Here is a 24,279-nt window from a genome sequence, read left to right on the forward strand (position 1 = left end):
AAATAAATGAGAATAATACCTGCAATAGACATCATTGATGGAAAATGTGTTCGCTTGTCAAAAGGCGATTACAATACCAAAATTATATACAATGAAAATCCGCTTGAAGTGGCCAAATCATTTGAAGCTCACGGTATAGAATACCTGCACCTGGTTGATTTAGACGGAGCAAAGTCAAGCCAAATTGTGAATTATAAAATATTAGAGCAAATAGCTTCTAAAACCAAATTGAAAATTGATTTTGGTGGTGGATTAAAATCCGATTCTGATTTGAAAATTGCTTTTGAAAGTGGTGCCAATCAAATTACCGGCGGAAGTATAGCCGTTAAAAATAGAGAACTATTCGAAAAATGGATTGCAGAATACGGTGCTGATAAAATTATTTTGGGAGCAGATGCCAACAATGAAAAAGTAGCCGTTTCGGGTTGGTTAGAAGATTCTAATGAAGAATTGATTCCCTTTATACAAGAGTATCAAAATAAGGGAATTCAGTATGTAATTTGTACCGATATTGCCAAAGACGGTATGCTTGAAGGACCATCCTTTGATTTATATAAAAAAATTATTAATCAATGCACTGTCACTTCGAGCGCGTCATCTCGAGCGCAGTCGAGAGGCGAGAAGTTGGCGGAATCCAATGGCATAAAATTAATTGCTTCGGGAGGAATTTCTACTTTTGACGAATTACCAAAACTAGCCGAATTAGGCTGTGAAGGAACAATAATTGGTAAGGCAATTTATGAAGGACGAATTTCCTTGAAACAATTAGAAAAATATATAATAAAATAGATTGTTTCACAAAGACACACAAAGATGACACTAAGATTCACCAAGAATTTTGTGAATCTTAGTGAAACTTCGTGAATCTCTGTGTAATAAAAACAATAATGCTTACAAAAAGAATTATTCCCTGTCTCGACATTAAAAACGGAAGAACCGTAAAAGGTATTAATTTTGTGGACTTGCGTGACGCAGGAGATCCAGTGGAATTAGCTAAAATATATTCAGATGAAGGTGCGGATGAATTGGTCTTTCTAGATATTTCTGCCACGGAAGAAAGAAGAAAAACCTTAGTTGATTTGGTTCGTAAAGTCGCTTCCACGATTAATATTCCATTTACTGTTGGTGGTGGAATTTCCTCCGTTGAAGATGTTGAAATTTTGTTGCAAAACGGGGCGGATAAAGTTTCTATTAATTCTTCAGCGGTCAAAAACCCGCAGTTGATTAATGATTTGGCACAAAAATTTGGCAGTCAATGTGTAGTGGTTGCAATTGATGCCAAACAAATTGACGGGCAATGGATTGTTCATTTAGTAGGAGGAAAAGTGCCTACCGAATTGAATTTGTTTGATTGGGCCAAAGAAGTGGAAGAACGTGGTGCAGGTGAAATCTTATTCACGTCAATGGACAATGACGGAACTAAAAACGGTTTTGCAAACGAAGCTTTGGCAACACTTTCGGAATTAGTTAATATCCCTATAATTGCTTCTGGTGGTGCGGGAAACATACAGCATTTTGTGGACACTTTTCTGGGAGGAAAAGCAGACGCAGCATTGGCCGCAAGTGTATTTCATTTTAAAGAAATTGAAATCAAAACATTAAAAACAGCCCTTAAAAATAATAATATCGAAGTTAGGATATAGAAACAGATAATAGAATAAAGAGAAAAGAAAATCGGATTAGATAATCTTTCAATCTTTAATTTTTCAATCTTTAAATTAAAAACATGAACATAGATTTCTCAAAAAACACAGACGGATTAATTCCAGCAATCATTCAAGACAGTGAAACCAAAACGGTTTTGATGTTGGGTTATATGAATGCCGAAGCGTATCAAAAAACGATAGACACTAAAAAAGTAACCTTTTACAGTCGAAGTAAGCAAAGGCTTTGGACAAAAGGCGAGGAAAGTGGCAATTTTCTAAATCTGATCGACATCAAAAACGACTGTGATAATGATACGCTATTGATTCAGGTAAAACCAGAAGGGCCAACATGTCATAAAGGTACAGATACATGCTGGGCTGACGAAAACAAAGCAGATTATGGCTTTATTTCGGATTTAGAAGATACAATCCAACTTCGAAGAGAAAATGCAGATTCAGAAAAAAGTTACGTTGCTTCTTTATTCAAATTAGGGATGAACAAAATTGCCCAAAAAGTAGGTGAGGAAGCGATTGAAGTGGTTATTGAAGCCAAAGATGACAATGATGATTTGTTTTTGAGTGAAAGTGCTGATTTACTTTTTCATTATCTTATCTTATTGCAAGCCAAAGGGTTTGAGTTAGATGATGTGGTAACAGTTTTAAAAAGCCGTCAGAAGAAAAATTAGCATACTTACTTTTTATACATAAAACCCAATAGAAAATTCATTTGCTATTGGGTTTTCTTTTTTCTTTTATTTCCAATAGCAATCCACTATATTTACTTTTATTTTAAAATTAAAGCAGCACATGCAAGTAATGAATTCAGACAATACCACCTTTAATCCTGATGCAAACAATTTTATACTAAATACTGGACTACACATAATTCTAACTACTGATGAAGATGATGCTCGGCCGGTTTATATTTCAGGGAATTTTAATAATTGGCGCACACAGGACAACGAATTTCTGATGGAGAAGATAGGGAACCGTTCGTATCATTACAAATTCCCACATGATTTTGATTATCCAGAGATGCTTTTGTATAAATTTACGAAAGGAGATTGGAGCGATGTTGAGATTAACAGTCATGGGAATCGTACCGAAAATCGCTCTACATTAGCACATACTGGCATTCAAAAAGAACACGTTGAGAGATGGAGAAAAAACTGGTTGCCTTTTAAACAATCTTTTTTACCTCAAGTGCAATTGATTTCGGATGAATTTGAAATTCCCCAACTCAATAAAACCAGGAAAATATGGGCGTTATTACCCCATGATTATGACAAATCGAGTGAAAGTTATCCGGTTATGTATTTGCAGGATGCTCAAAATTTATTCAATGAATCAGCTGAATTTGGCAATTGGGAAATTGATAAAAAACTGGCAGTTATGTCAGAATACAAAATTGGAAAAATTATAATTATTGCTATTGAACACGCCGAAGAAGATCGCATCAAAGAATACAATGTAGGGAAAACTGTTCTAGGAAAGGGACAAGGCAAGAAATACATTCGCTTTGTGACTGATACATTAAAACCCTACATAGATCGCAATTTTAGAACCAAAAAAGAACGGGAATTCACCGGAATTGGAGGAAGCTCAATGGGTGGATTAGTTAGTATTTTTAGTGGATTAAGAAATCCTGAAGTGTATGGGAAATTAATGATTTTTTCGCCCTCGCTTTGGGTCGTTCCTGAATTAAAAATCAATACTGAAAAAGCTAATTCAGCAGATACAAAAATCTATTTATATGCCGGTGACGATGAAAGTATAACGATGATTGAACATATCAAAAGTTTTAAAGATAGTTTGATTTCAAGTGAATTTGTAAAAGAAAAATCGAATATTAATTTAAGTATTAACAAGCAGGGAAAACATAGCGAAACCTACTGGAGTGACGAGTTTCCAAAAGCAATTGAATGGTTGTTTTTTAATGAAAAAGAAGTGTAGAGATGCGATTTATCGCGTCTATTACAGAGTATAGCTAAAAAAACGACATTAATGTTGAATTTCATCCAATAACAACAGCCATAAAAAAAGAATAAATGAGAACAAGTACAATAACAAATTCAGATGATTTTTCAGGTACAATTTTAATTCCGGTTTTTGAAACCTATTCAAAAAGTATTGTTCCCATTACATTTAATGGATTGGAAATTGCTTCCAAAGTTTTTTTTGGTAAAAAAGGCACACACTATTTGGCCGAAAAAAATGATAATACGTATGTTTTTATTGGCTTGGGAAAAACGATAGATTATAAATCGTTAAAAACTATTTTTCGCCGTATTTCATCGAAACAAAAAGAAAATTTAAGTTTGAGTGTAGCTTTAGTTATACCAGAACAATTTACTGAGGATCAGGTTGAAGCTATGATTTCAGGATTGTTTTTGGGAACGTATGATTTAGGTCATTTTAAATCGGAGAAAAGCGTACATCCTTTTTTAGAACCAGATTTTAGCTTGAGTTTATTATCTGAAAAAGAGCATTTGGCTACAGCCAAAAAAGGAATTAAAATTGCCAAAGCGCAACTAGCAACCTATGATTTAGTCGATTTGCCTCCGAATACAATTAATCCAAAATACTTGTCGAATTGGGCTAAAGAGACTGGGCAGAAATATGGGTTTGACGTAGAAGTTCTCGGTTATGAAGCTTCTAAAATTGCAGGTCTTGGCGCTTTTTTAGCCGTAGGAAAAGGAAGCGAGAATGAACCTCAATTTATCATTATGATGTATACTCCTGTTGTTGAAGTAAAACACCTAAAACATGTTGGATTGGTGGGGAAAGGAATCACCTTTGATACTGGTGGATTAAATATAAAAACGGCAGGAATGGTCCACATGAAGTGTGATATGGCTGGTGGTGCGGCAGTATTTGGGGCGATGCAACTTATAGCCGATTTACAATTGCCAGTCAAAGTAACTGCTATTGTTCCTTGTGCCGAAAACTCGGTTGACAGCAAGTCCTTTTTACCTAGTGATGTAATTCACAGTTACAGTGGACATTCAATAGAAATAATTGATACTGATGCAGAAGGCAGACTCATTTTAGCCGATGGATTATCGTATTTGATTAAAAATTTCAAACCGGAATATATTGTGGATATCGCCACACTTACTGGAAGCAGCGTGGGTACTTTTGGGTATGAATGTGGTGCTTTGTTTACCAACAATGCAGAAATGGCTAAGAAATTGCAAGAAAACGGAGATGCAATAGGAGAGCGTTTGTGGCCTTTACCGCTTTGGGATGTTTATAAATCAGACATAGAAAGTGATATTGCCGATGTGAAAAATTATAGCGGAAAACCAGTTGCCGGAGCCATAAGTGCCGCCAAATTTTTAGAATATTTCACCCAAGAACACAACGCTTGGGCGCATCTTGATGTAGCTGGAGTGGCATTTGGTGAGGATGAATTTGCTAAAAGTAAGCATGCAACAGCGTATGGTGTTCATTTATTAACTAAATTCATAGAAAATTTATAACCTATGGAAAACGCTAAAACCTTTCTTTGTATTTCAAATTATTTCAAAGGTGCCGATTTTTTAATTAATTTAAAAAAATTAGGCAACAAAGTCTATTTAGTGACAAGCGAAAAACTCAGAGACAAGCCATGGCCACACCAACATATTGATGAGATTTTTTATATGAAAGGCCAAGATGTCGATTGGAATTTAGAACATCTGTTATTAGGTGTTGGTAATTTTATGAAAACTACTAAAGTAGATGCCATTGTTGCGTTAGACGATTATGATGTAGAAAAAGCCACGTATCTAAGGGAAAACCTCCGTATTGATGGGATGGGACAAACTACGGGACGTTATTTTAGAGATAAATTAGCGATGCGAATGAGAGCCAAAAGTTGTGGAATTTCTATTCCTGCTTTTTGTTCTTTGTTTAATGACCATGACATCAATACTTTTGCAAATGCTATTCCTGCTCCATGGGTTTTGAAACCACGTTCCGAAGCTTCTGCAACAGGAATTATAAAAATAGAGGACAAAGAGCGTTTGTGGATCCATATTAATGAAATGGGGAATAACAGATTCAAATATCTATTGGAACAATTCAAACCTGGTGATGTGTATCATTGTGACAGTTTGATTTCGGATAGCAAAGTAATCTTCAGTTTGACTTCTAGATATTTAGCTACACCAATGGAAATATCTCAAGGTGGCGGCGTTTTCCGTTCGGCAAATAGTAAATACAAATCAGAGGATGATATCGCGATAAAAAAAATAAATGAACAAGTGATGAAAGGTTTTGGGTTGAAACATGGAGCCGCTCATACAGAGTTCATCAAAAGTAATGAAGATGGACAGATTTATTTCTTGGAAACTTCTTCACGAGTAGGAGGAGCGCATTTGGCCGAAATGGTTGCTGAAGCTTCGAATATTAATTTATGGAAAGAGTGGGCGGCAATTGAAGACGCTTTGGTCAAAGGAACGAAGTACAGTTTACCAAAAGTAAAAAAAGGATATGCCGGAATCGTTTTGACTTTAACAAAATTCCAGCATCCTAATTTATCTTCGTTTTCAGATCCGGAAGTTTGCTTTAGAATACCCTTAGAATATCATGCAGGACTTATTGTCAAATCAGATAATCAAGAAAGAATTTTAGAATTGCTAGAGGAGTATGGCAAACGTTTAGCCAATGATTTTACTGCTGTAGTAGAACAAAGCAAAGTAACCCACCTGCATTAGTTTTTGTGTTTTAATCTAATAAAAAAGCGACTATTTTAATTGGATAGTCGCTTTTTTATTAAACTTTACTTAAAGTTCAATTGAGCATATTAGTATACCTTAGCAACAAATTTTTTTAAATTAAATAGATTTTATAATACCTTCACATGAAAAAAATACTTTTTATTTTTAGCTTTTTTGCCCTTATTAGTTGTAAAATTCAGAATACACAACAGGTACTTGAAACTAATAAACCTACTCAAAACACTTACTTTACGATTGCTTTTGGTTCCTGCGACAATCAAAAGATTAAAAATGAACTTTGGCCAGCGATAGACAAAAATCATCCTTCCGTTTGGATTTGGGGAGGTGATAATGTGTACTCGGATACAGAAGATATGCAGTTTCTTAAAAATAATTATGAAATTCAAAAACAAGACGCGGATTATCTAACTTTTATTAAAGATAAAATAGTTTTAGGAACTTGGGATGATCACGATTATGGAGCAAATGACGCTGGGGAAGAATATCCCTTTAAAAGAAAAAGCCAACAGTTATTATTGGATTTTTTAGGCACTTCAAAGAACGCTTCTGAGCGAAAAAGAGACGGAGTTTATACTGCTAAAACTATTGAGGTAAATGAAAATAAAATAAAAGTCATTGTATTGGACTCTCGCTTTTTTAGAACGGCACTGACTAAAGCCACCGATTTAAAAAAACGTTTTCAACCTAATACAGCAGGTGAAGGAACGGTGTTAGGAAATGCACAATGGAAATGGTTGGAAAATGAACTTCAAACTTCTGAGGCACAATTTAATGTTATTGTCAGCAGCATTCAATTTTTATCAAATAAACACGGTTTTGAAGCTTGGGGAAATTTTCCCCATGAAATTGAAAAACTAGAGCAATTGATTGTTTCAACGAAAGCAAAAGGTACCTTTATAATTTCTGGTGACCGCCATATTGCTACTTTTTCTTCCAAAAAAGTTCGCGGATTGTCGTATCCTTTAGTCGATTTTACTTCGAGTGGACTAACCCATACCTATGCTTCTTTTTCTGGCGAAGAAAATCCTTATGTAAAAGGAGAAGTGATCAAAGATATTAATTTTGGGTTGCTGAAGTTTGATTTTGAAAACAATAAGGTGATCATGGAAATTCGTGGAAAAGAAAATACGCTGTTGCAAGAATATGTCCAAATCTATCCTGGAAAATAAATTCCAGGAAGTTTAATTATAGAGTTTTAAAGTTTATTTTTGTCTAAAGTAAATTCACCATGCAAAAACAATTCAGTCTTATTTTGATCTCTTTCCTTATTTTTAATGGTGTAAATGCGCAAGGACTTTTGGAAAAAAAAGAGGAAATATTTACCAGACAAGATACTTTGCGCGGCAGCATCACCAAAGAAAGAGCGTGGTGGGATGTAAAACAGTACCATCTTGATATTAAAGTAAATCCTGCTGACAGTACTATTTCAGGTTCCAATACAATAAAATATCAAGTCGTTCAGGAATACAATAGTATGCAAATTGATTTGCAAAATCCTATGGAAATTTATAAAGTCATTCAGGATGGAGTAGCTTTAAAATATAGAAGAGAAGGAAATGCATTTTTTATTGAATTGATTGCATCTCAAACAAAAGGAGCCATAAAAAAGTTGACTGTTTTTTACGGAGGCAAACCTAAAGTTGCTGTAAATCCGCCATGGGATGGAGGAATTACTTGGAAAAAAGATGCTAATGGGAATTCTTTTATTGCTTCTTCTTGTCAGGGATTGGGTGCGAGTGTTTGGTGGCCAAACAAAGACCACATGTATGACGAAGTGGAAAATATGCTGATCAGTGTAAATGTTCCTGAAAATTTGACAAATGTATCTAACGGTCGTCTGATCAGTGTTAAGCAATTAAAGGACGGAACCAAAACCTATAATTGGTATGTCTCAAATCCTATCAATAATTATGGTGTAAACATAAATATAGGAGATTATGTTTCGTTTTCAGAAAAATATAAGGGAGAAAAAGGCGATTTAGACTGTACCTATTATGTTTTGAGAGACAATTTGGCGAAAGCCAAAAAACAATTTCAGGATGTTCCAAAGATGTTGAAAGCTTTTGAGCACTGGTTTGGACCATATCCTTTTTATGAAGACAGTTACAAGTTAGTTGAAGCTCCGTATTTAGGAATGGAACATCAAAGTTCAGTGACCTACGGAAATAAATTTCAAAATGGTTATTTAGGAAGGGATTTAAGCGGAACGGGTTGGGGATTAAAATTTGATTTTATCATTATCCATGAATCCGGACATGAATGGTTCGCCAATAATATTACGTACAAAGATATTGCTGATATGTGGATTCATGAGAGTTTTACAAACTATTCTGAAAGCCTTTTTGTAGAATATTATTATGGGAAAGAAGCTGGATTTGAATATATCCGAGGGACCAGAAAGGGAATAAACAATGATAAGCCGATTATAGGAAACTATGGTGTAAACAAAGAAGGATCTGGTGATATGTATCCAAAAGGAGGGAATATGCTACATACTTTACGCCAAATTGTAAATGATGATGAAAAATGGAGAAAAATATTAAGAGGTTTGAACAGTACTTTTTACCATCAAACGGTATCGACTAAACAAATTGAAGATTATTTAAGTCAGCAAGTTGGAATCGATTTAGCTACCTTTTTTAATCAGTATTTAAGAGATACCAGAATTCCTACAGTAGAATATTTTTTCAAGGATAATCAATTAGGATATCGCTGGACAAATTGTGTGTCAGGTTTTAACATGCCTGTTAAAGTAACGCTGAATGGCAATGAAGAATTGCTACAACCAGAGACAGAATGGCAACGTGTTTCTGTAAATACTGAAAATTCAAAATTGGAAATAGATAAAAACTTTTATGTAGCCAGTTTTAATATTACGGAATAAATTACAAAAGGTATGTTTCTGAAATTTAGGAAACATACCTTTTTTTATCTTTTCTTAAACTGTATCGGATTTTCACCCACTACTTTTTTGAAAATTCTATTAAAATATGACAGACTTTCAAAACCACACTCAAAGCACGTTTCTGTTGCATTTTTATCAGTTTTTAAAAGTATTTTAGCTTGTTCTATTCGATACTGATTTAAAAATTCAGTAAAAGTCAATCGGGTCATTTTTTTAAAATAACGACAAAAAGCGGCTTTGGATAAATGAGTCAAACGAGAGATTTCTTCAATAGAAACAGCCCTTTGGTAGTTTTCTTCTATAAATTTATATACTACTTTTAATCGCACTTGTTCTTTGTTATTGTACAGATTCTCAAATGGTTTATCGTGTAATAGTGTCTTTTCATTTGCTGTTGCTAAAATCTGAAATATGGACAGTACTTCTATAAATTGTTCAAAATGTGATAAAAGATGAATTTTTTGAAGCCTTTTGCCAATTTCATCTTTTACAGCTCCATGAAAACAAACCACCTTTTTAGAGTTCTCAAATAATTGATTAATGAAAGCTAGTTCAGGAGTGGTGATAAAGTCATTTTTGAAAAAATCTTCTTTTATCTGTAAAACTACTTTTTCATATTCGGTTTTAATTCCATAATCAAAATTCAAATGCGGAATATTAGAACCTATAAAAACCAAATCACTTCCTTCAAAATCCCCAATATGGTCACCTACGCGTCGTGTTCCATTTGGTGCTACAATGAAAGTCAATTCAAATTCAGGATGAAAATGCCAATAATAAAAATTATTCAATTTTGGATTGACCAATATTCTAAAGGAACTACCGGCTAATCTTTTTATATCCTCAAAAACTATTTTCATACCTCGTTACTGCTATAATTGTTCAATATAATACATATACTTGTCTAAAGTTACTAAAATAAATCAATATTGTACAAATAGCAGTACATTTTGTGAAAGTAATTAAGGTTCACTTTTTCTAATTTTGGAATAGTAATAACACGAAATAGATAACTATGGAAAAGAATAAGCAATCAATGGTTCCCACAATGGCACATAACAATGCCCACAAAGATATTCCGGGAAATCCATCGACAGCAAAATCCAGCACAACAAAATTAAATGATCGCTCTAATGGTAAACCTCTGCGTTTGCTTACTGAAGCCGATTGGAAGTTTTGGATTGAAAACGGGTATATTGTAATAAAAAATGCTGTTCCGAAAGAAAACGCTAAAAAAATGGCCGATTTCCTGTGGGAATTTGAAGAGAAAAATCAAAATGACCCAGAAACTTGGTATGCGCCACCAAGAGCCGAAATGCAAATGAAAGAACTTACCAATAGCGGTATGGTTGAAGTGTACAATCATCAATACCAATGGGATAATCGACAAATGAAAAAAGTATACGATGCATTTGTAGATATTTGGGGAACTGAAAAATTATGGGTAACCATTGACCGAGCAAATCTAAATTTACCAGTCCGTCCGGATTTTGATTTCAAAGGATTCATACATTGGGATTATGATCCTGAAACAAAACCTCAAAACGTACAAGGAGTTCTCGCTTTGGCAGACCAAATGGATGAAAATATGGGAGGATTTCAATGTATTCCTGATTTATATCGAAATTATGATACTTGGAAACTGACACAACCGGAAGATAGAAATCGATTTCAACCGGATACCTCCGAATTTGAAGGCAAATTTGTTAAAGTAAAAATGGAAGCGGGAGATTTATTGATTTTTAACAGTTTACAACCGCATGGCATTCGCCCCAATATTACAAAAGATAAAGTGAGAATGGCACAATATATTTCTATGATGCCATCGGAAGAAGAAAATGAAGAACTACGTCAATGGAGAGTGAATTCCTGGAAAGACAGAATTGCACCTGAAGGATATGCCTTTCCTGGAGATCCCCGTAAATGGGAACAAACCAAATATAAAACGGCAGCGCTTAGTGAATTGGGAAAAAAATTATTGGGAGCAGAGAAGTGGTAACAATAAAGTAGACTATGTTTTTATCGTAATTTAAAAAGTCTCTTGCTATAAATAATTTTATTATTGGCTGACATAATTTCCAATTTCAGAAGACCGAATTCTGATTCACGATGATGTTTTGGCCACCGAAGGAACGGCAAAAGTAGTTTGCGAATTGGTCAAAAGATTGGATAGAGAAATTGTACAATGCAATTTCCTAATGGAATTAGCTTTCTTGAATGGAAGGGCAAAAATCAAAGGAAATGAAATTTTTGCCGCAATTACGTATTAATCCAGCGCACGTGTGGTTACGTAATATCTAAAACCAATAATCGCCATTTGCCATTTTTTGGCTTTAGCCAAATCCAATCGCTGTTTGGTGAAACTAGGTAAAATAACTTTGTTAATTTGGGCTAGGATTTTATACATATCATTTTGTTTAATGTAAAGATATAAAAAAAGACGGTCTTGATCTGGACCGTCTTTCTGGGTTTTTAAATGTTTAATTCTATTTTGATTTTTTATTGGAGGATTTTAATAAATCTACATTTCCTTTAGTGATAATTTCAATTGCACCATTTTCCCCACCATTACCATATTTCTCTTCAGCATTTATCTTTTTTAAAACAGTCATACTTTCAATTAAATTTTGATCTGTTTTGTTTAAATCATCCAGAGTGGTATTTGTTCTTTTACCATTGATGAATATAATTGGGTTTTTCAATTCTCTTTTCAAGTTTTTGGTTGTTATCTCAATAGCTCCATTTTTTCCTTCATCTCCATATTTTTCTTCGGCAGCTGATCCTTTTAAAACAGTCATAGTTTCAATTGAATTTTGATCCATTTTGTTTATAACTTCCATTACGAGGTTTGTTTTTTTGCCATTGATAAAAATAATTGGTTTTTCAGGACTATCATTTTTCAATATTTCTTCTGTTTTTATAGTCAGTATAGACGCTCTTCTTTTAGCTGTGTCAGTAACTATATCTATTTTTTTAGCTTTTTTCTTTAGATCAGCATTGAAAAAACCAATATTGACATTATTCAATTTATCTTTCTTATAAAAAAATACAAATCGATTAATAGGAGTGTTTCCTTCCTGTGTATATTCTTCTTTATTCCCTTTGTGATCATCATAAGAAGCACTAATATTTACAATTTCTCCTAACGAATTCCTTTTGATATTTGAGAATATTAAAGTAACATTATGTGTTTTTTGAACAATTTCACAATTTTCTCTAATTTCAATATCTGTAGTTGATTTGTCAGTATTAAATTTTGACATTTCGATAATTTCATCTATCTTAATTTTTTTCTCCTGAGCTATCACATTTACTTGGAAAAGCATCACAAATGCAACTAAAGCAGGAATAACGACTGCGTACTTCCAGGAATTCGATTTTTTTGATTGATTTTTGTTTAACATAACGATTCGTTTTTTGATTAATGATTGATAAAAATGATTGGTAATGGCAACACAATTCTCATGTGTTGTTATTTTTAAAAGCGTCAACTGATACGCTTTTTTGTCGGATATCTTTTTCGTGGCTTCGCTGTCAGCAATGAATTCCAAGTTTTGGATAATTGCTTTTTTATAAAACCAAATGAATGGATTAAACCAAAACACAATACAAAACAATCTTGAAATTAATACATCAACAGTATGATTTTGCTCACTATGAACTTTTTCGTGTTCTAAAATGTTTTCTAGTTCAGAGCTGCTGTACAAGGACGAATTGTAAACGATAGTATTAAAAAAAGAGAAAGGAGCGAGGTTGTCTTTTAAGTCTATAAATTTAAAATTCGCTTGACGTTTTATGGTTTTTCCTTTTACTATTTTTTGTAAACTGTAAAATTCAAAACCAAATTTAGTGAAAAGGCATAATGTGCCAATGCAGTACAGCACTGCTAATGCCAGAAAAATATATTCTTGCGTGTGGTCTTCATCAATAATTGTACTTATGGGCAATGATGACCAATCATAATTTATAGGAGTAGGTTCTACCCATATTGTTTTAGTAAAAACAACTAACGGCAAAAGAATGGAAGTGAATAATCCCAATAACAAAAACCAACGATTGCTTGTGAAAAAGGTTTCTTTTCGCAACATAAAATGATACGCCAAATAAAACAAGGCAATTAATCCGCTGGATTTGATGAGATAAATATAAAATACTTCCATAATTAATATTGTTAATCTAAAGTTTATATTTCCTCTTTATGACTTTCAATCATAGCCAAAATTTCCCGTAATTCAGCTGCAGATATTTTCTCTTCTTTGGCAAAATGCGATACCATATTTTTATATGAGCTGTTGAAATAATTATCAATAGCAGTATTCATGAATCGTTTTCTATAATCTTCTAAACTTATAATAGGAAAGTATTGGTGTGTGTTTCCAAAGGCATTGTGTGACACAAATCCTTTTTCTTCCAGATTGCGCACAATGGTTGAAAGTGTGTTATAATGGGGTTGATCTTCTGTGATTTCTGCAAGGACTTCTTTTACGAATGCTTTTTTGAGCTTCCATAAAATGTGCATGATTTCCTCTTCTTTGTTGGTTAATTTTTGCATAATTTTTTATTTAAACCAAACATACAACTATTTTTTTAGTTATCAAACTATAAATGTAGTTTTTTAACTATTTTTTTAGTTTTAACGTGTTTTTGCAGTTTTTTGGAAATTAATTATCCTTTTAATCAAAAATGTTATCATCATAAGGAGACTGCGTGAGGGGTAGAAGCTAGCTACCGAAGTAGCGCGTATAACCCGACGCTATAAAGAAAAGGGGCTAATAACGATTTTGTTGATAAGCCCCTTTTTTTTATAGGGTCACGCCCAAAGAATGATAATGGAATTAATTGTGTTCTTTTTGAACGAGTTTTTGCAGCCAGATACAACCTACCACTGCTAAAATACCTAAACTTCCCATGACAAACCAGTTAGCTTGGTAGCCAAAAGCGGCTATGATTTCTAGTCCAGTTTTAGAACTCGCAATGTGTGCTAAGCTGAAGCTCATGGTAAACAAAGCCATGTAGCGGCCTTCATGCCCTTTTGGAGCCCGGCTCAACGCAAATGAATTGGAGAAAGGGAAGATGAACATTTCACCAAAAGTGATAAAAAGAATACTAACAATTAGTATTCCAGCCCACATATTGATGAGTAAAACATAAAAACTCAATGACATTAGCAGTGCGCCCCAAAGAATAATTTTGAGTATACTGATGCCTTTTCTTTGAGTGAAACTTACAATTGGCATTTCCAGAAAGAAAATTAACAGTCCGTTTAAAGACAATAAAAGTCCACTTTGAAACTCGGTTAATCCAAATTTTTCATTATGATATAAGGGTAAAGTGGTGAAAAGTTGAAAGAAAAGCATGGCTGTTATGAAACAAACAAAAAGGAAGATCCAGAATATTCTGTCTTTGAAAACAGAGGCTGGTATCTCAGTTTCGATATTGGCGGAGGCTAAATCGATAGGTTTTTTGCGTTCTTTTACCAGTAGGGTGAAAATTAAAATAGATACAATACACGAACTTCCATCCACCCAGAATAATCCGCTGTAACCTAAATTCATAATGATTAAACCACCTAAAGCGGGTCCAGCTGTGAAGCCTAAATTTACCGCTAACCGAACTAAAGTCAGTGCTCTGGTACGATTTTCAGGTTTAGCATAAGTCGCCAAGGAGACAAACATGGCGGGACGAAACATATCAGCAACGGTCATTATGACAAACATTCCAATGCACAATCCCCAGAAGGTCCGAATGTATTGTACAAAAAACAAAAGGATTCCGCTGGTGAATAAACTGAAAACCATGATTTTATAAAAGCCTATTTTATCGGATAATTTGCCACCAAGCCAAGATCCCAGCATAGAACCAAAACCAAAAGCAACCATAATCCATCCCACTTGTGCGTAGGATAAATTCAAATCTTCTTTTAAATACTTAGATAAAAAAGGCAAAACCATCGTACCGGCGCGATTTATAAAAGTGACGAGCGTTAGAATCCAAATTTCTCTGGTAAAGCCTTTGAAATTATTAATGTAGCGTTGAAAAGCAGTTTGAAACATGTATTTGTTATATTTTGCAAAGGTAGAAAACTTTGTACCGATGCGCCTTTGTGTCCTAGTAACTTTTAAACTATTTTTGCATAAAAATAAGAACATGAGAACGCTATTTACTTTATTTCTTTTGGTTCAATTGAATTTAGGCTTTGGCCAATATAAATTTGACGTTTCGGCTGTAGCCAAATTTCAAAAGGAATTAAATTCAGAATATGCCGATGCAAAGACAAGTCCGTTGACTCCGAAAGATTTAGCGGAATTCAAAACACTTGATTTTTATCCTGCAAACGAAACTTTTTATGTGGTCGCTAAGTTAGTAAGAACAAAAAAAGAGAAGCCTTTTGAAATGAAAACGTCAACGGACAGGAAACCATTGTATGTAAAATATGGGGAGCTTTCTTTTACAATTGACGGTCGGGATTTGAAACTGAATGTGTACAAGAATATGGAGCTCTCAAAAAAAGAGGAATATAAAGACTATTTATTTTTACCGTTTTCAGATCTGACTTCAGGAAACGAAAGTTACATTGGCGGGAAATACATTGATTTGAAAATCCCAAAAGGAGATGCTATTGTGATTGACTTTAACACGTCATACAATCCGTATTGCGCGTATAATTTTACATATTCCTGTCCAATAGTACCATTGGAAAATGATTTGAATATCGAGATAAAAGCGGGAGTTAAAAAATTTCACAACTAATGGATTTCTTTAATCTGCATACACATAAAGATACGAATCAACCAAATGTGTTGGAATTAGTGAATCAATATCCACAGGAATTTGATGCAACAATTCCGTATTATTCCATCGGGATTCATCCGTGGTTTATTATTGAAGAGCAAATAGAAGCTGACTTGGCAATTATCGAAAGTAAATTACAAGAAGCAAATTGTCTCGCTGTGGGCGAATGTGGGTTGGACAAACGCATCGAAGTTTCAATGGAATTGCAACAGTTGGTTTTCGAAAAGCAATTGCTTTTGGCGCAGCACTATCAAAAACCAGTGGTAATACACTGTGTCGGTGCTTTTCAGGAAGTGATTGCAATTACGAAAAAATTGAATATTTCAGTTCCAATGCTGATTCATGGGTTTTCCAAAAATGCCCAAGTCGCTAAACAATTAGTGAACAATGGATTTTATATTTCGTTTGGGAAATATTTATTGCTAAATCAGGACCTAGAAGCTGTTTTTAAAAGCGTTCCTGATAATCGATTTTTTTTGGAAACAGATACAGTGGATGAAGGGATTGAAGCAGTTTATGAATTGGCAGCAAAATACAGAGGAATTTCGCTGGAAGAAATACAGGAACTTGTGAATAGTAATTATAATGAAGTTTTTGATTTAAGAATTTTTCAAAAACATTAAACTTTAAACAAAAAACAATGGCAGAATGGACAGAAAGAGCCGAACTTTTATTCAAAAAAGAAGGTTTAGATAATTTAAAAAAGGCAAATATATTGGTTGTAGGATTGGGTGGTGTTGGTTCTTTTGCGGCCGAATTTTTGGTAAGAGCAGGAGTGGGAACGATGACTATTGTTGATGGTGACGTAGTTGATATTACCAATATAAACCGACAATTGCCTGCTTTACATTCAACTGTAGGACAACCAAAAATTACTGTTGTTGGGGATCGATTAATGGACATTAATCCAGAATTAAAATTGACGCGTGTACAGGAATTTCTTTCGCCAGAGCGTGCTTTCGAAATTGTATCGGAGGAATTTGATTATGTTTTGGATTGCATTGACAGTGTGACGCCAAAGCTGAATTTGATTATTGGAGCCAAACGAAAAAGAGTAAAAATCATCAGTAGTATGGGCGCAGGTGGGAAAATGGAAGCTTCAAAAGTGAAAGTGACTGATATTACCAATACCGTGAATTGTTATTTTGCCAAAACCATTCGAAGACGATTGAAAGAATTTAAAATTGATAAACTGAAAGTGGTTTTTTCGTCGGAAATTCAAGATGAAACGAGTTTAAAAATGACGGATGGATCCAATTTCAAAAAATCATTTTATGGAACCAATAGTTACATGCCTGGATTATTTGGTTTGTACGCTGCAGAAACCGTGATTCGCTATTTACTTAAGAAATAGTGGTTAGAATTCAGTTTTTTAATGTTCCGTTCTAAAAAGTTAAGAAGTCTTAAAATCTATAAAGTCTAATAATTTAACAAAAATGATACAAACCGTAATTTTTGACATGGATGGTGTAATTGTCGATACTGAACCCGTACACCGTTATGCTTATTTTAAACAATTTGAAGAATTAAATATAGCTGTTACTGAAGCAATGTACACTTCATTTACGGGTTTTTCTACTCGGAATACGTTTCAAAAATTAAAAGAAGTTTTTGTAATAGAACAAGAAGTAGAGGATTTGATTCAACGAAAAAGGTCTATTTTTAATGATGCTTTTGATAGTAAAGATAATTTGGAATTACTGGAAGGTGTTGAAAGTCTAATCATAGAATTGCATCAAAACGGCATGCAATTGATTTTGGCTTCTTCGGCATCCAAAGTGACTATTGAACGCGTGTTTAGCCGGTTTAAGTTGCATGCCTATTTTACACATGTGGTAAGCGGTGAAGATTTCCCTAAATCAAAACCACATCCGGCTATTTTTGAACATGCGGCAAGTTTATCAGTTACACCAAAAGCAAATTGTATCGTTATTGAGGACAGTACAAATGGAATAAAAGCGGCCAAAGCTGCTGGGATTTTTTGTGTGGGCTACAACAGTATTCATTCTGAAGCACAAGATTTATCGGAAGCAGATGTAGTGATTAATCATTTTAACGAATTGGATTTTGAGGCAGTTAGGAATATTCAATCTAAATTAAGGAATAATTAACAGTACAAAGGCATTGAATTTGTAAATTTGGAAAACATTTAAAAATTATAATATGAAAAAAATAATCATTGCACTGGCTTTATTTATGGTCGGTTTCAGCGCTGAGGCTCAGTTAAAAACACCTCAATCAAGTCCGAAAATGACGCTTATGCAAACAGTTGGTTTGACTGATGTAGAAGTTAACTATTCAAGACCAAGTGCCAGAGGAAGGTCCGTTTTTGGAAATTTAATTCCTTTTGGAAAAGTATGGAGAACTGGAGCTAATGAAAATACAACTGTTTCCTTTAGCGATGATGTGATTATTGATGGTAAAACATTGAAAAAAGGAAAATATTCATTGTATACTATTCCGAAAATAGAAAGCTGGGAGATACTATTTTATAAAACTACTGATAACTGGGGTAATCCAGAAGAGTGGAAAGAAGAAAATGTGGCGCTTAGAGCTACTGTTAAGCCTGAAACAGTGAATAAAAGTGTGGAAACATTTACTATTGGAATTAGTGGTTTAGACAATAATTTTGCTTTTTTAGAAATCTATTGGGAGAACTCCTATGCTGCTTTAAAATTTGAAGTGCCAACACAACAAAAAACAACGGCTAACATCGAGAAAGCATTAGCTGGACCAGCTAGTGCAGATTATTTTTCTGCTGCTCAATTTTTATTCCAATCGAATGGTGACAATGCAAAAGCATTGGTTTATGTAAACAAAGCGTTAGGTATGTCTAAAGACAAACCGTTTTGGTACAACAGATTGAAGTCATTAATTCAAGCTAAACTTGAGGACAAAAAAGGAGCAATCGAAACGGCTAAGGCATCACTTGCAGCAGCTGAAATTGCTAAAAACCAAGATTACGTGAAAATGAATAAAGACAGTATTACAGAGTGGAGTAAAAACTAATTACTCTAACGTTTTTATATAAGAAGATCTCGTCTCCATTTAGAGACGGGATTTTTTTTTGAAATTTTGGACTGTGTAATTTATTAGATGTTTGCGTATATAGTATCCATGGGATTATCATTACTCACCAGTTCGCTCTTGCTCGTTTCTGCGGAAGAAGAGATTTTTATATAAGAACTTCTGAAGTAAAAAAAATAACCGCAGATTCACGGATTATCAATATAAAAATCTGTGAATCTGCGGTTATTTTTTTATTTAGGCTGTTATCTCTCTCTGTTTTCTAAAAATGGTCCATTGCAACAATAAAGAAATTACAATTGTAAGCATTGCACCAATGAAATTCAGCCACAAATAACCCAGTTTTTCTTCTCCGCTCGGGAAAATATAAATGGCGTAATAGTAGATGATAAAAATAGTAATCTGACTTACTACAGCGCTATAAAAAATGGCTTTAGATTGTACTTTATGGATGTAAAAACCAACTAAGAAAATTCCAAGGACTGTTCCATAAAATATGGATCCAATGATGTTTACCAGTTGAATTAAATTTTCAAAAAGCGTTCCAATACAAGCAAATAGTATGGCTATAACCCCCCACAATAAGGTAAAGAATTTTGTAGCATACAGGTAGTGTCGTTCTGATTTTTCTTCTTTTAGATTGCGTTTGTAAATATCAATTGCGGTGGTAGAGGCCAGTGCATTCAATCCCGAAGCGGTAGAGGACATAGCGGCCGAAATAATTACGGCCAGTAACAAACCAATAAGCCCTTTGGGTAAATAGTTGAGAATAAAGTGAAAAAACACATAATCTTTATCATTGGTCTCGCTATTACTATCAGCTTTCAGAATTATTTCTTTGGCACGATCTCTTAAATCTTTTTCTTTATTGGATAAAGTCACTAATTCTTTCCTAAGCGTTGGATTGTCATAATCCTGATTGAGCTGGTCGATGTACAAAAGATTAATTACTTTTTTGTCTTCGGATAAATCGTCTAATTTTTTCTCCAAAGCATTGTATTCGCTTTTGTAAGCTGATTTTTCAATCATGGCTTTATTATTTGGATTAAAATTTAACGGAACAGGATTGAATTGGAAAAAGACAAAAACCATAACTCCGGTCAGTAAAATAAAGAACTGCATAGGTACTTTTAAAAGTCCGTTCATGATTAGTCCCATCTGGCTTTCTCGAACGGATCGTCCGGATAAATAACGTCCTACCTGCGATTGATCGGTACCAAAATAAGCTAATGCCAAGAAAAAACCTCCTGTTATTCCGCTCCAAAAGGTATATTTTTCCTCTGGATCTAAAGAGAAATTAACAATATCCATTTTATCATTTGCCCCAGCAATATGCAACGCACTGGAGAAAGTCATATCATTAGGTAAATAATGCAAAATCAGAAAAAAAGTGATTAGCATTCCGGACATAATCACAAACATTTGCTGTTTTTGAGTTACATTCACTGCTTTGGTTCCACCCGAAAAAGTATAAATGATAACTAATACACCAATAATAATATTCATATAGGTAAGATTCCAACCCAATAAAGCGGACAAAATAATTGCCGGAGCGTATATGGTCAATCCGGTTCCTAAACCTCTTTGGAACAAGAAAAGGATGGCAGCTAGGGAACGGGTCTTCAAATCAAATCTTTTTTCAAGGTATTCATAAGCTGTATACACTTTGTATTTGTGGTATAAAGGGATAAAGGTGACACAGATTACCACCATAGCAATTGGCAGTCCAAAATAGAATTGCACAAAACCCATACCGTCATGATAGGCTTGCCCCGGAGTAGAAAGAAACGTAATTGCACTGGCTTGTGTGGCCATAACAGAAAGTCCTACAACATGCCAAGGTGTTTCATTACTCCCTAAAATAAAGTCTTCTACATTTTTACTGCCCTTGGTTTTCCAAGCCCCATAAATTACAATAAACAATAAAGTTACTATCAGTATAATCCAATCAAATAATTGCATAATTTAAGCGTATAATTTCATGATGAGACAAAAGATCAGGATGTATATTGCATTGGCTACAAGTACCCAAGTATAATTTTTCTTCCAGGTTTTTATTTTTTTTGTTTCCATTTTAAAGTGGGTTAGTTCTTGATTTTTTGAACAGGAATTTTTTCAGATGATTGTAGCGAAATGATATTAGAAATTAATTTATAGGCACCAGTAACGCCTTCAGGTAATTCTCTAAAAAAACTTAAGCCGGTATAAATATAGTGTCCTTTTCCGTAAGGAGCAATAAGTAATGCACCATTTTTAGGGCTTTCCCCTTTGTCATTTGAAGATAGGATAGGAGTAAAGGCTTTGTCGTACTCATTGGGGTAATACAATCCTTGTTCTTGTTTCCAGCCTTCAAAGTCAGTAGCTGTAATTTGGTTTGGAAAATTCAAAACAGGATGGTGTGGCGCTAAGAATCGGACTTCGGCATCTTCTTCGGTCACTCGGTCTCGGGAGAGTTTCAAGGGATAAGGTGCAATAGTATTGGTAACAAGATCTCCTGCAGTATTGTACTGAACGATCATTGTTTTTCCGGATTTTACAAAATCAAAAAGTATATTTTGTTTGTTTGCCAGTGCAGGCAAGATATTATAGGCACGAACACCTGTGATGACTACGTCGTACAATTCTAATTTTTCAGGAGTAATTTCTTCAGGTTTAAGTAGTGTTACGGCATATCCTAATTGCGTCAGGCTACTGGGAACTTCATCTCCGGCACCCATTATATATCCTATTTTTTCACCATTCGTTTTTAAATCTGTTTTGATGCATTTGGCTTCAGCCAATGTTAAAACTTGCTGTTTTGTGATGTGGTCATACTTAATGATAATTTGTTCTTTGTCAAATTGTTTATTGTCAATTATCGCCACGCTTTTGGCTACAGCTTCTTCGGATTTATTTGGTGCAGTTACCTCAAAATAAACAATTTGTTCCGTTCCCTTTTTTTCAATGTTAAAAGGAATCGATTTAGGAAAAACACCCCAGTTTTCAGGTAATTCAAGTTGTAAAATTCCTTTTACGGAGTCTTTTCCAGTTTTGATTTTTACGGCTACAGCTTTCTTTTTTGTGTCTTTAAAAAGCAATACTTTGTCTATAATTGAAGTAGTAACTTCGGGAACAATGTCCAGATAATTATATACTTCCCCTTTTACATCATCGTTGTATTTATACACTACGGTTCGTTCAAATGGAATTTCAATCTCATTGATTTTAATATTAAAAATCACTTTAACTTCCCGAATAATATCTGGAATCCCTATGTTTTGTTGTTGCTTTACTGCGTACATCCCAACTGTTCCTTTTTCTTTTAACCAATATGGTTGTGTGTAGTTAATTGATTCGGGTAATTTTAAATCTAAATTAATGGTGTTTAGTATGTTGTTTTTTAAATCCCGATTTTGAGGTGTAATATTTTGATTAGGTATAGCGGTCACACTCATTAATTGTATGGGTACGGAGCTTCTATTAATGGCTTCGAGTTTCAATTTAATAGTGCTTCCGGGAGTCGCTTCCTGATTTTGGGCAACGGCTTCAAGATACAAACCAGAACAGGCCGATATAATTTCTTTTATGGCTTCTGATTTCAGTGGCGACCACTGATTTTCGTCCAAAGCCTTCATCATAGCATAGGCTTTCGCCAAATCTGGAATGCTTGCCGAAGGATTATTATGGTCGAATTCAGCGGCAATAGTTGTCAATAATTCTCCGATTGATTTTCCCTCTTTTATTCGGTTCCAAGAAGTATCGATTCCTTCAAAAAGTGATTTCTTATCTTTTAAAGCATCTCCATTTATAAACTCTAAATATTCTGTTTCCTCCCCACGGGCTCCAGTGCTACCAAACCCTTGGGATTGATGGCGGCTCCGACTTAATGCGGCTATTTCCTGATTTGATTTTCCTAATCCAGCGTAATAAACTCCTGTTTGCAGCGCAATTAAATTCGTTTTATGGGCAGCATTAAATTTTTCGATACTTCCATAAAACCACCAAGACGTATTAAAAAACTGTCGTTTGGTTTGCCAAGGTGTTACAAATTGCAATTGCTCGGGAAAAATTGATGGGTTATTCGCTAAGTCAAAACTTTCTACGCTTAACATTGCTGATGCCGTGTGGTGTCCGTGAGTGGTTCCGGGCGAACGATGATCAAATCGGTTAATAATCACATCGGGTTGAAATTTCCTGATGGCCCAAATAACGTCAGCTAGTACTTGTTTTTTATCCCAAATTTCTAATGTTTCTGTTGGATTTTTAGAAAAACCAAAATCATTAGCACGGGAAAAAAACTGTTCTCCTCCATCAATTTTTCGGGCTTCAATAAGTTCTTGGGTTCTTATTACTCCTAATAATTCCCGCAATTGCGTGCCGATTAAGTTTTGTCCACCATCCCCGCGTGTCAAAGACAAATAGCCGGTTCTGGCCTTTTGTTCATTGGATAAATAAGAGATCAACTGGGTGTTTTCATCATCAGGATGTGCGGCTATATAAAGTACGGAACCTAGAAAATTAAGCTTTTGAATTTGATTATAAATTTCAACAGAATTTGGTTTTTGAGGTTCTTGTGCAATTGTTATTTGGCAACATAAGAGAAATATTAGAATAGCTGATGCGTGTTTTTTTTGCATTTTTTAAAATTTAATTGCAGTAACTTCAAATGTAGGAATTAAATAATTTCTTCTGAAATATTTTTGGTTTTCTTTAATAATTAAAAAGAGAGAGAACCAATTTTGGTTCTCTCTCTTTTTAAATTAAGGTGTGACTAATCTCGATCATGTCCTTTTCCCTTTCCATGTCCATGACCATTGCCGTTATTTCGGTTGTCATGTTTTTTATATTCTCTTCGGTCATCATTATCATATCTTCTATGATTATCATTCCCCCTTTGGTTTACATAAACGCGACGATTATTGTTGTGCCCAATATTTCTTTGTTCTCTTCCATGATAACCTCTATAATATTTTACTTTGTGATTCTTAAAATTACTATAAGGTCTTGAACCGTGATAATCGTTTAATACTACTTTATATCCATCATATAAATCATAGTTTCTATATTGATTTGGTAAATATCTGGAACGTATCCATCTTCCTCCACCAAAATAAATGAACTGTGTGGCTTGGATATGCAAATAAAACCCGCAGTATTAGTTAAGCAACATTTTTAAAATTATTTTTCTGTTTCCAGAATTCTTCTA

At 34.2% G+C, this 24,279-nt stretch carries 22 protein-coding genes and 1 pseudogene; 15 read left to right on the forward strand and 8 right to left on the reverse strand.

The window, feature by feature from the left end; translation table 11 throughout:
- Positions 1-6 precede the first annotated feature (6 nt).
- From EKM03_RS12730 to EKM03_RS12765, 8 genes are all read left to right on the forward strand, one after another.
- Positions 7-789, forward strand: coding sequence for a HisA/HisF-related TIM barrel protein (locus EKM03_RS12730; RefSeq protein WP_126553405.1), 783 nt, complete (start codon positions 7-9; stop codon positions 787-789).
- A gap of 98 nt (positions 790-887) precedes the next feature.
- Positions 888-1,643 (forward strand): imidazole glycerol phosphate synthase subunit HisF, encoded by a 756-nt coding sequence (hisF, locus tag EKM03_RS12735; RefSeq protein WP_126553403.1) that lies wholly within the window; start codon positions 888-890, stop codon positions 1,641-1,643.
- A gap of 83 nt (positions 1,644-1,726) precedes the next feature.
- The gene (hisIE, locus tag EKM03_RS12740; protein ID WP_126553401.1) at positions 1,727-2,332 is read left to right on the forward strand and encodes a bifunctional phosphoribosyl-AMP cyclohydrolase/phosphoribosyl-ATP diphosphatase HisIE; all 606 of its coding nucleotides are present in this window, start codon (positions 1,727-1,729) and stop codon (positions 2,330-2,332) included.
- 121 nt (positions 2,333-2,453) lie between these two features.
- Positions 2,454-3,599, forward strand: a complete 1,146-nt coding sequence (locus EKM03_RS12745; RefSeq protein WP_233584091.1) for an alpha/beta hydrolase — start codon at positions 2,454-2,456, stop codon at positions 3,597-3,599.
- Positions 3,600-3,694: 95 nt separating this feature from the next.
- Positions 3,695-5,128, forward strand: a complete 1,434-nt coding sequence (locus tag EKM03_RS12750; protein ID WP_126740536.1) for a M17 family metallopeptidase — start codon at positions 3,695-3,697, stop codon at positions 5,126-5,128.
- Positions 5,129-5,131: 3 nt separating this feature from the next.
- A complete protein-coding gene (locus EKM03_RS12755; protein ID WP_126740537.1) occupies positions 5,132-6,346 on the forward strand; it encodes an acetyl-CoA carboxylase biotin carboxylase subunit family protein in 1,215 nt (404 codons plus the stop codon).
- Positions 6,347-6,492: 146 nt separating this feature from the next.
- The gene (locus tag EKM03_RS12760; RefSeq protein ID WP_126563699.1) at positions 6,493-7,539 is read left to right on the forward strand and encodes an alkaline phosphatase D family protein; all 1,047 of its coding nucleotides are present in this window, start codon (positions 6,493-6,495) and stop codon (positions 7,537-7,539) included.
- Between the two features lie 59 nt (positions 7,540-7,598).
- Positions 7,599-9,254, forward strand: a complete 1,656-nt coding sequence (locus tag EKM03_RS12765) for a M1 family metallopeptidase (RefSeq protein ID WP_126563700.1) — start codon at positions 7,599-7,601, stop codon at positions 9,252-9,254.
- Positions 9,255-9,298: 44 nt separating this feature from the next.
- Here EKM03_RS12765 and EKM03_RS12770 read toward each other — a convergent pair whose 3' ends face one another.
- On the reverse strand, positions 9,299-10,135 hold the full coding sequence (locus EKM03_RS12770; RefSeq protein ID WP_126459331.1) for an AraC family transcriptional regulator: 837 nt from the start codon (positions 10,133-10,135) through the stop codon (positions 9,299-9,301).
- Between the two features lie 155 nt (positions 10,136-10,290).
- Between EKM03_RS12770 and EKM03_RS12775 the strand changes: the two genes are divergently transcribed.
- Positions 10,291-11,274 (forward strand): phytanoyl-CoA dioxygenase family protein, encoded by a 984-nt coding sequence (locus tag EKM03_RS12775; protein ID WP_126740538.1) that lies wholly within the window; start codon positions 10,291-10,293, stop codon positions 11,272-11,274.
- A gap of 91 nt (positions 11,275-11,365) precedes the next feature.
- A pseudogene (locus EKM03_RS12780) lies at positions 11,366-11,545 on the forward strand (adenine phosphoribosyltransferase); the annotation flags it as partial.
- Here the strand turns inward: EKM03_RS12780 and EKM03_RS12785 are convergent.
- From EKM03_RS12785 to EKM03_RS12800, 4 genes are all read right to left on the reverse strand, one after another.
- Positions 11,542-11,682, reverse strand: a complete 141-nt coding sequence (locus EKM03_RS12785) for an SsrA-binding protein (protein ID WP_091170625.1) — start codon at positions 11,680-11,682, stop codon at positions 11,542-11,544. The pseudogene EKM03_RS12780 and the gene EKM03_RS12785 overlap by 4 nt on opposite strands.
- 79 nt (positions 11,683-11,761) lie before the next feature.
- Positions 11,762-13,435, reverse strand: coding sequence for a M56 family metallopeptidase (locus EKM03_RS12790; protein ID WP_126740539.1), 1,674 nt, complete (start codon positions 13,433-13,435; stop codon positions 11,762-11,764).
- A gap of 23 nt (positions 13,436-13,458) precedes the next feature.
- Positions 13,459-13,827 carry a BlaI/MecI/CopY family transcriptional regulator gene (locus EKM03_RS12795; protein ID WP_126459340.1) on the reverse strand — a complete coding sequence of 123 codons (369 nt, stop codon included), beginning with the start codon at positions 13,825-13,827 and terminating at the stop codon, positions 13,459-13,461.
- A gap of 283 nt (positions 13,828-14,110) precedes the next feature.
- Entirely contained in the window at positions 14,111-15,328 is a 1,218-nt protein-coding gene (locus tag EKM03_RS12800) for an MFS transporter (RefSeq protein ID WP_126553389.1), read from the reverse strand.
- A gap of 94 nt (positions 15,329-15,422) precedes the next feature.
- Here EKM03_RS12800 and EKM03_RS12805 point away from each other — a divergent pair, with 94 nt between their 5' ends.
- The 5 genes from EKM03_RS12805 (at position 15,423) to EKM03_RS12825 (ending at position 19,076) form a co-directional block, all read left to right on the forward strand.
- Positions 15,423-16,025 (forward strand): DUF1684 domain-containing protein, encoded by a 603-nt coding sequence (locus tag EKM03_RS12805; RefSeq protein WP_126576166.1) that lies wholly within the window; start codon positions 15,423-15,425, stop codon positions 16,023-16,025.
- Positions 16,025-16,690 (forward strand): TatD family hydrolase, encoded by a 666-nt coding sequence (locus tag EKM03_RS12810; RefSeq protein ID WP_126740540.1) that lies wholly within the window; start codon positions 16,025-16,027, stop codon positions 16,688-16,690. The genes EKM03_RS12805 and EKM03_RS12810 overlap by 1 nt, the downstream gene beginning before the upstream one ends.
- Positions 16,691-16,707: 17 nt before the next feature.
- Positions 16,708-17,421, forward strand: coding sequence for a ThiF family adenylyltransferase (locus EKM03_RS12815; RefSeq protein WP_126451503.1), 714 nt, complete (start codon positions 16,708-16,710; stop codon positions 17,419-17,421).
- Between the two features lie 82 nt (positions 17,422-17,503).
- Entirely contained in the window at positions 17,504-18,178 is a 675-nt protein-coding gene (locus EKM03_RS12820) for an HAD family phosphatase (protein WP_126740541.1), read from the forward strand.
- A gap of 52 nt (positions 18,179-18,230) precedes the next feature.
- Positions 18,231-19,076, forward strand: coding sequence for a DUF2911 domain-containing protein (locus tag EKM03_RS12825; RefSeq protein WP_126740542.1), 846 nt, complete (start codon positions 18,231-18,233; stop codon positions 19,074-19,076).
- Between the two features lie 255 nt (positions 19,077-19,331).
- Here EKM03_RS12825 and EKM03_RS12830 read toward each other — a convergent pair whose 3' ends face one another.
- The 3 genes from EKM03_RS12830 to EKM03_RS15115 all read right to left on the reverse strand — a co-directional run bounded on the left by EKM03_RS12830 (position 19,332) and on the right by EKM03_RS15115 (position 24,213).
- Entirely contained in the window at positions 19,332-21,056 is a 1,725-nt protein-coding gene (locus EKM03_RS12830) for a sodium:solute symporter (protein WP_126459360.1), read from the reverse strand.
- A gap of 122 nt (positions 21,057-21,178) precedes the next feature.
- Positions 21,179-23,710: a PIG-L family deacetylase gene (locus tag EKM03_RS12835; RefSeq protein WP_126740543.1), complete on the reverse strand. Its 2,532-nt coding sequence runs from the start codon at positions 23,708-23,710 to the stop codon at positions 21,179-21,181.
- Between the two features lie 134 nt (positions 23,711-23,844).
- Positions 23,845-24,213: a hypothetical protein gene (locus EKM03_RS15115; protein ID WP_199741563.1), complete on the reverse strand. Its 369-nt coding sequence runs from the start codon at positions 24,211-24,213 to the stop codon at positions 23,845-23,847.
- Between the last annotated feature and the right edge of the window lie 66 nt (positions 24,214-24,279).

The sequence above is a fragment of the Flavobacterium sp. GSP6 genome, assembly GCF_003984855.1.
Taxonomy (GTDB): domain Bacteria; phylum Bacteroidota; class Bacteroidia; order Flavobacteriales; family Flavobacteriaceae; genus Flavobacterium.

Bases quoted from the DNA above. Each gene is read 5' to 3' on its own strand.
- EKM03_RS12765 (WP_126563700.1), top strand. From the start codon at position 7,599: ATGCAAAAACAATTCAGTCTTATTTTGATCTCTTTCCTTATTTTTAAT.
- hisIE (WP_126553401.1), top strand. From the start codon at position 1,727: ATGAACATAGATTTCTCAAAAAACACAGACGGATTAATTCCAGCAATC.
- EKM03_RS12795 (WP_126459340.1), bottom strand. From the start codon at position 13,827: ATGCAAAAATTAACCAACAAAGAAGAGGAAATCATGCACATTTTATGG.
- EKM03_RS12750 (WP_126740536.1), top strand. From the start codon at position 3,695: ATGAGAACAAGTACAATAACAAATTCAGATGATTTTTCAGGTACAATT.
- EKM03_RS12800 (WP_126553389.1), bottom strand. From the start codon at position 15,328: ATGTTTCAAACTGCTTTTCAACGCTACATTAATAATTTCAAAGGCTTT.
- EKM03_RS12745 (WP_233584091.1), top strand. From the start codon at position 2,454: ATGCAAGTAATGAATTCAGACAATACCACCTTTAATCCTGATGCAAAC.
- EKM03_RS12825 (WP_126740542.1), top strand. From the start codon at position 18,231: ATGAAAAAAATAATCATTGCACTGGCTTTATTTATGGTCGGTTTCAGC.
- EKM03_RS12805 (WP_126576166.1), top strand. From the start codon at position 15,423: ATGAGAACGCTATTTACTTTATTTCTTTTGGTTCAATTGAATTTAGGC.
- EKM03_RS12810 (WP_126740540.1), top strand. From the start codon at position 16,025: ATGGATTTCTTTAATCTGCATACACATAAAGATACGAATCAACCAAAT.
- EKM03_RS12790 (WP_126740539.1), bottom strand. From the start codon at position 13,435: ATGGAAGTATTTTATATTTATCTCATCAAATCCAGCGGATTAATTGCC.
- EKM03_RS12820 (WP_126740541.1), top strand. From the start codon at position 17,504: ATGATACAAACCGTAATTTTTGACATGGATGGTGTAATTGTCGATACT.
- hisF (WP_126553403.1), top strand. From the start codon at position 888: ATGCTTACAAAAAGAATTATTCCCTGTCTCGACATTAAAAACGGAAGA.
- EKM03_RS12760 (WP_126563699.1), top strand. From the start codon at position 6,493: ATGAAAAAAATACTTTTTATTTTTAGCTTTTTTGCCCTTATTAGTTGT.
- EKM03_RS12835 (WP_126740543.1), bottom strand. From the start codon at position 23,710: ATGCAAAAAAAACACGCATCAGCTATTCTAATATTTCTCTTATGTTGC.
- EKM03_RS12770 (WP_126459331.1), bottom strand. From the start codon at position 10,135: ATGAAAATAGTTTTTGAGGATATAAAAAGATTAGCCGGTAGTTCCTTT.
- EKM03_RS12785 (WP_091170625.1), bottom strand. From the start codon at position 11,682: ATGTATAAAATCCTAGCCCAAATTAACAAAGTTATTTTACCTAGTTTC.
- EKM03_RS12775 (WP_126740538.1), top strand. From the start codon at position 10,291: ATGGAAAAGAATAAGCAATCAATGGTTCCCACAATGGCACATAACAAT.
- EKM03_RS12830 (WP_126459360.1), bottom strand. From the start codon at position 21,056: ATGCAATTATTTGATTGGATTATACTGATAGTAACTTTATTGTTTATT.
- EKM03_RS12815 (WP_126451503.1), top strand. From the start codon at position 16,708: ATGGCAGAATGGACAGAAAGAGCCGAACTTTTATTCAAAAAAGAAGGT.
- EKM03_RS12730 (WP_126553405.1), top strand. From the start codon at position 7: ATGAGAATAATACCTGCAATAGACATCATTGATGGAAAATGTGTTCGC.
- EKM03_RS12755 (WP_126740537.1), top strand. From the start codon at position 5,132: ATGGAAAACGCTAAAACCTTTCTTTGTATTTCAAATTATTTCAAAGGT.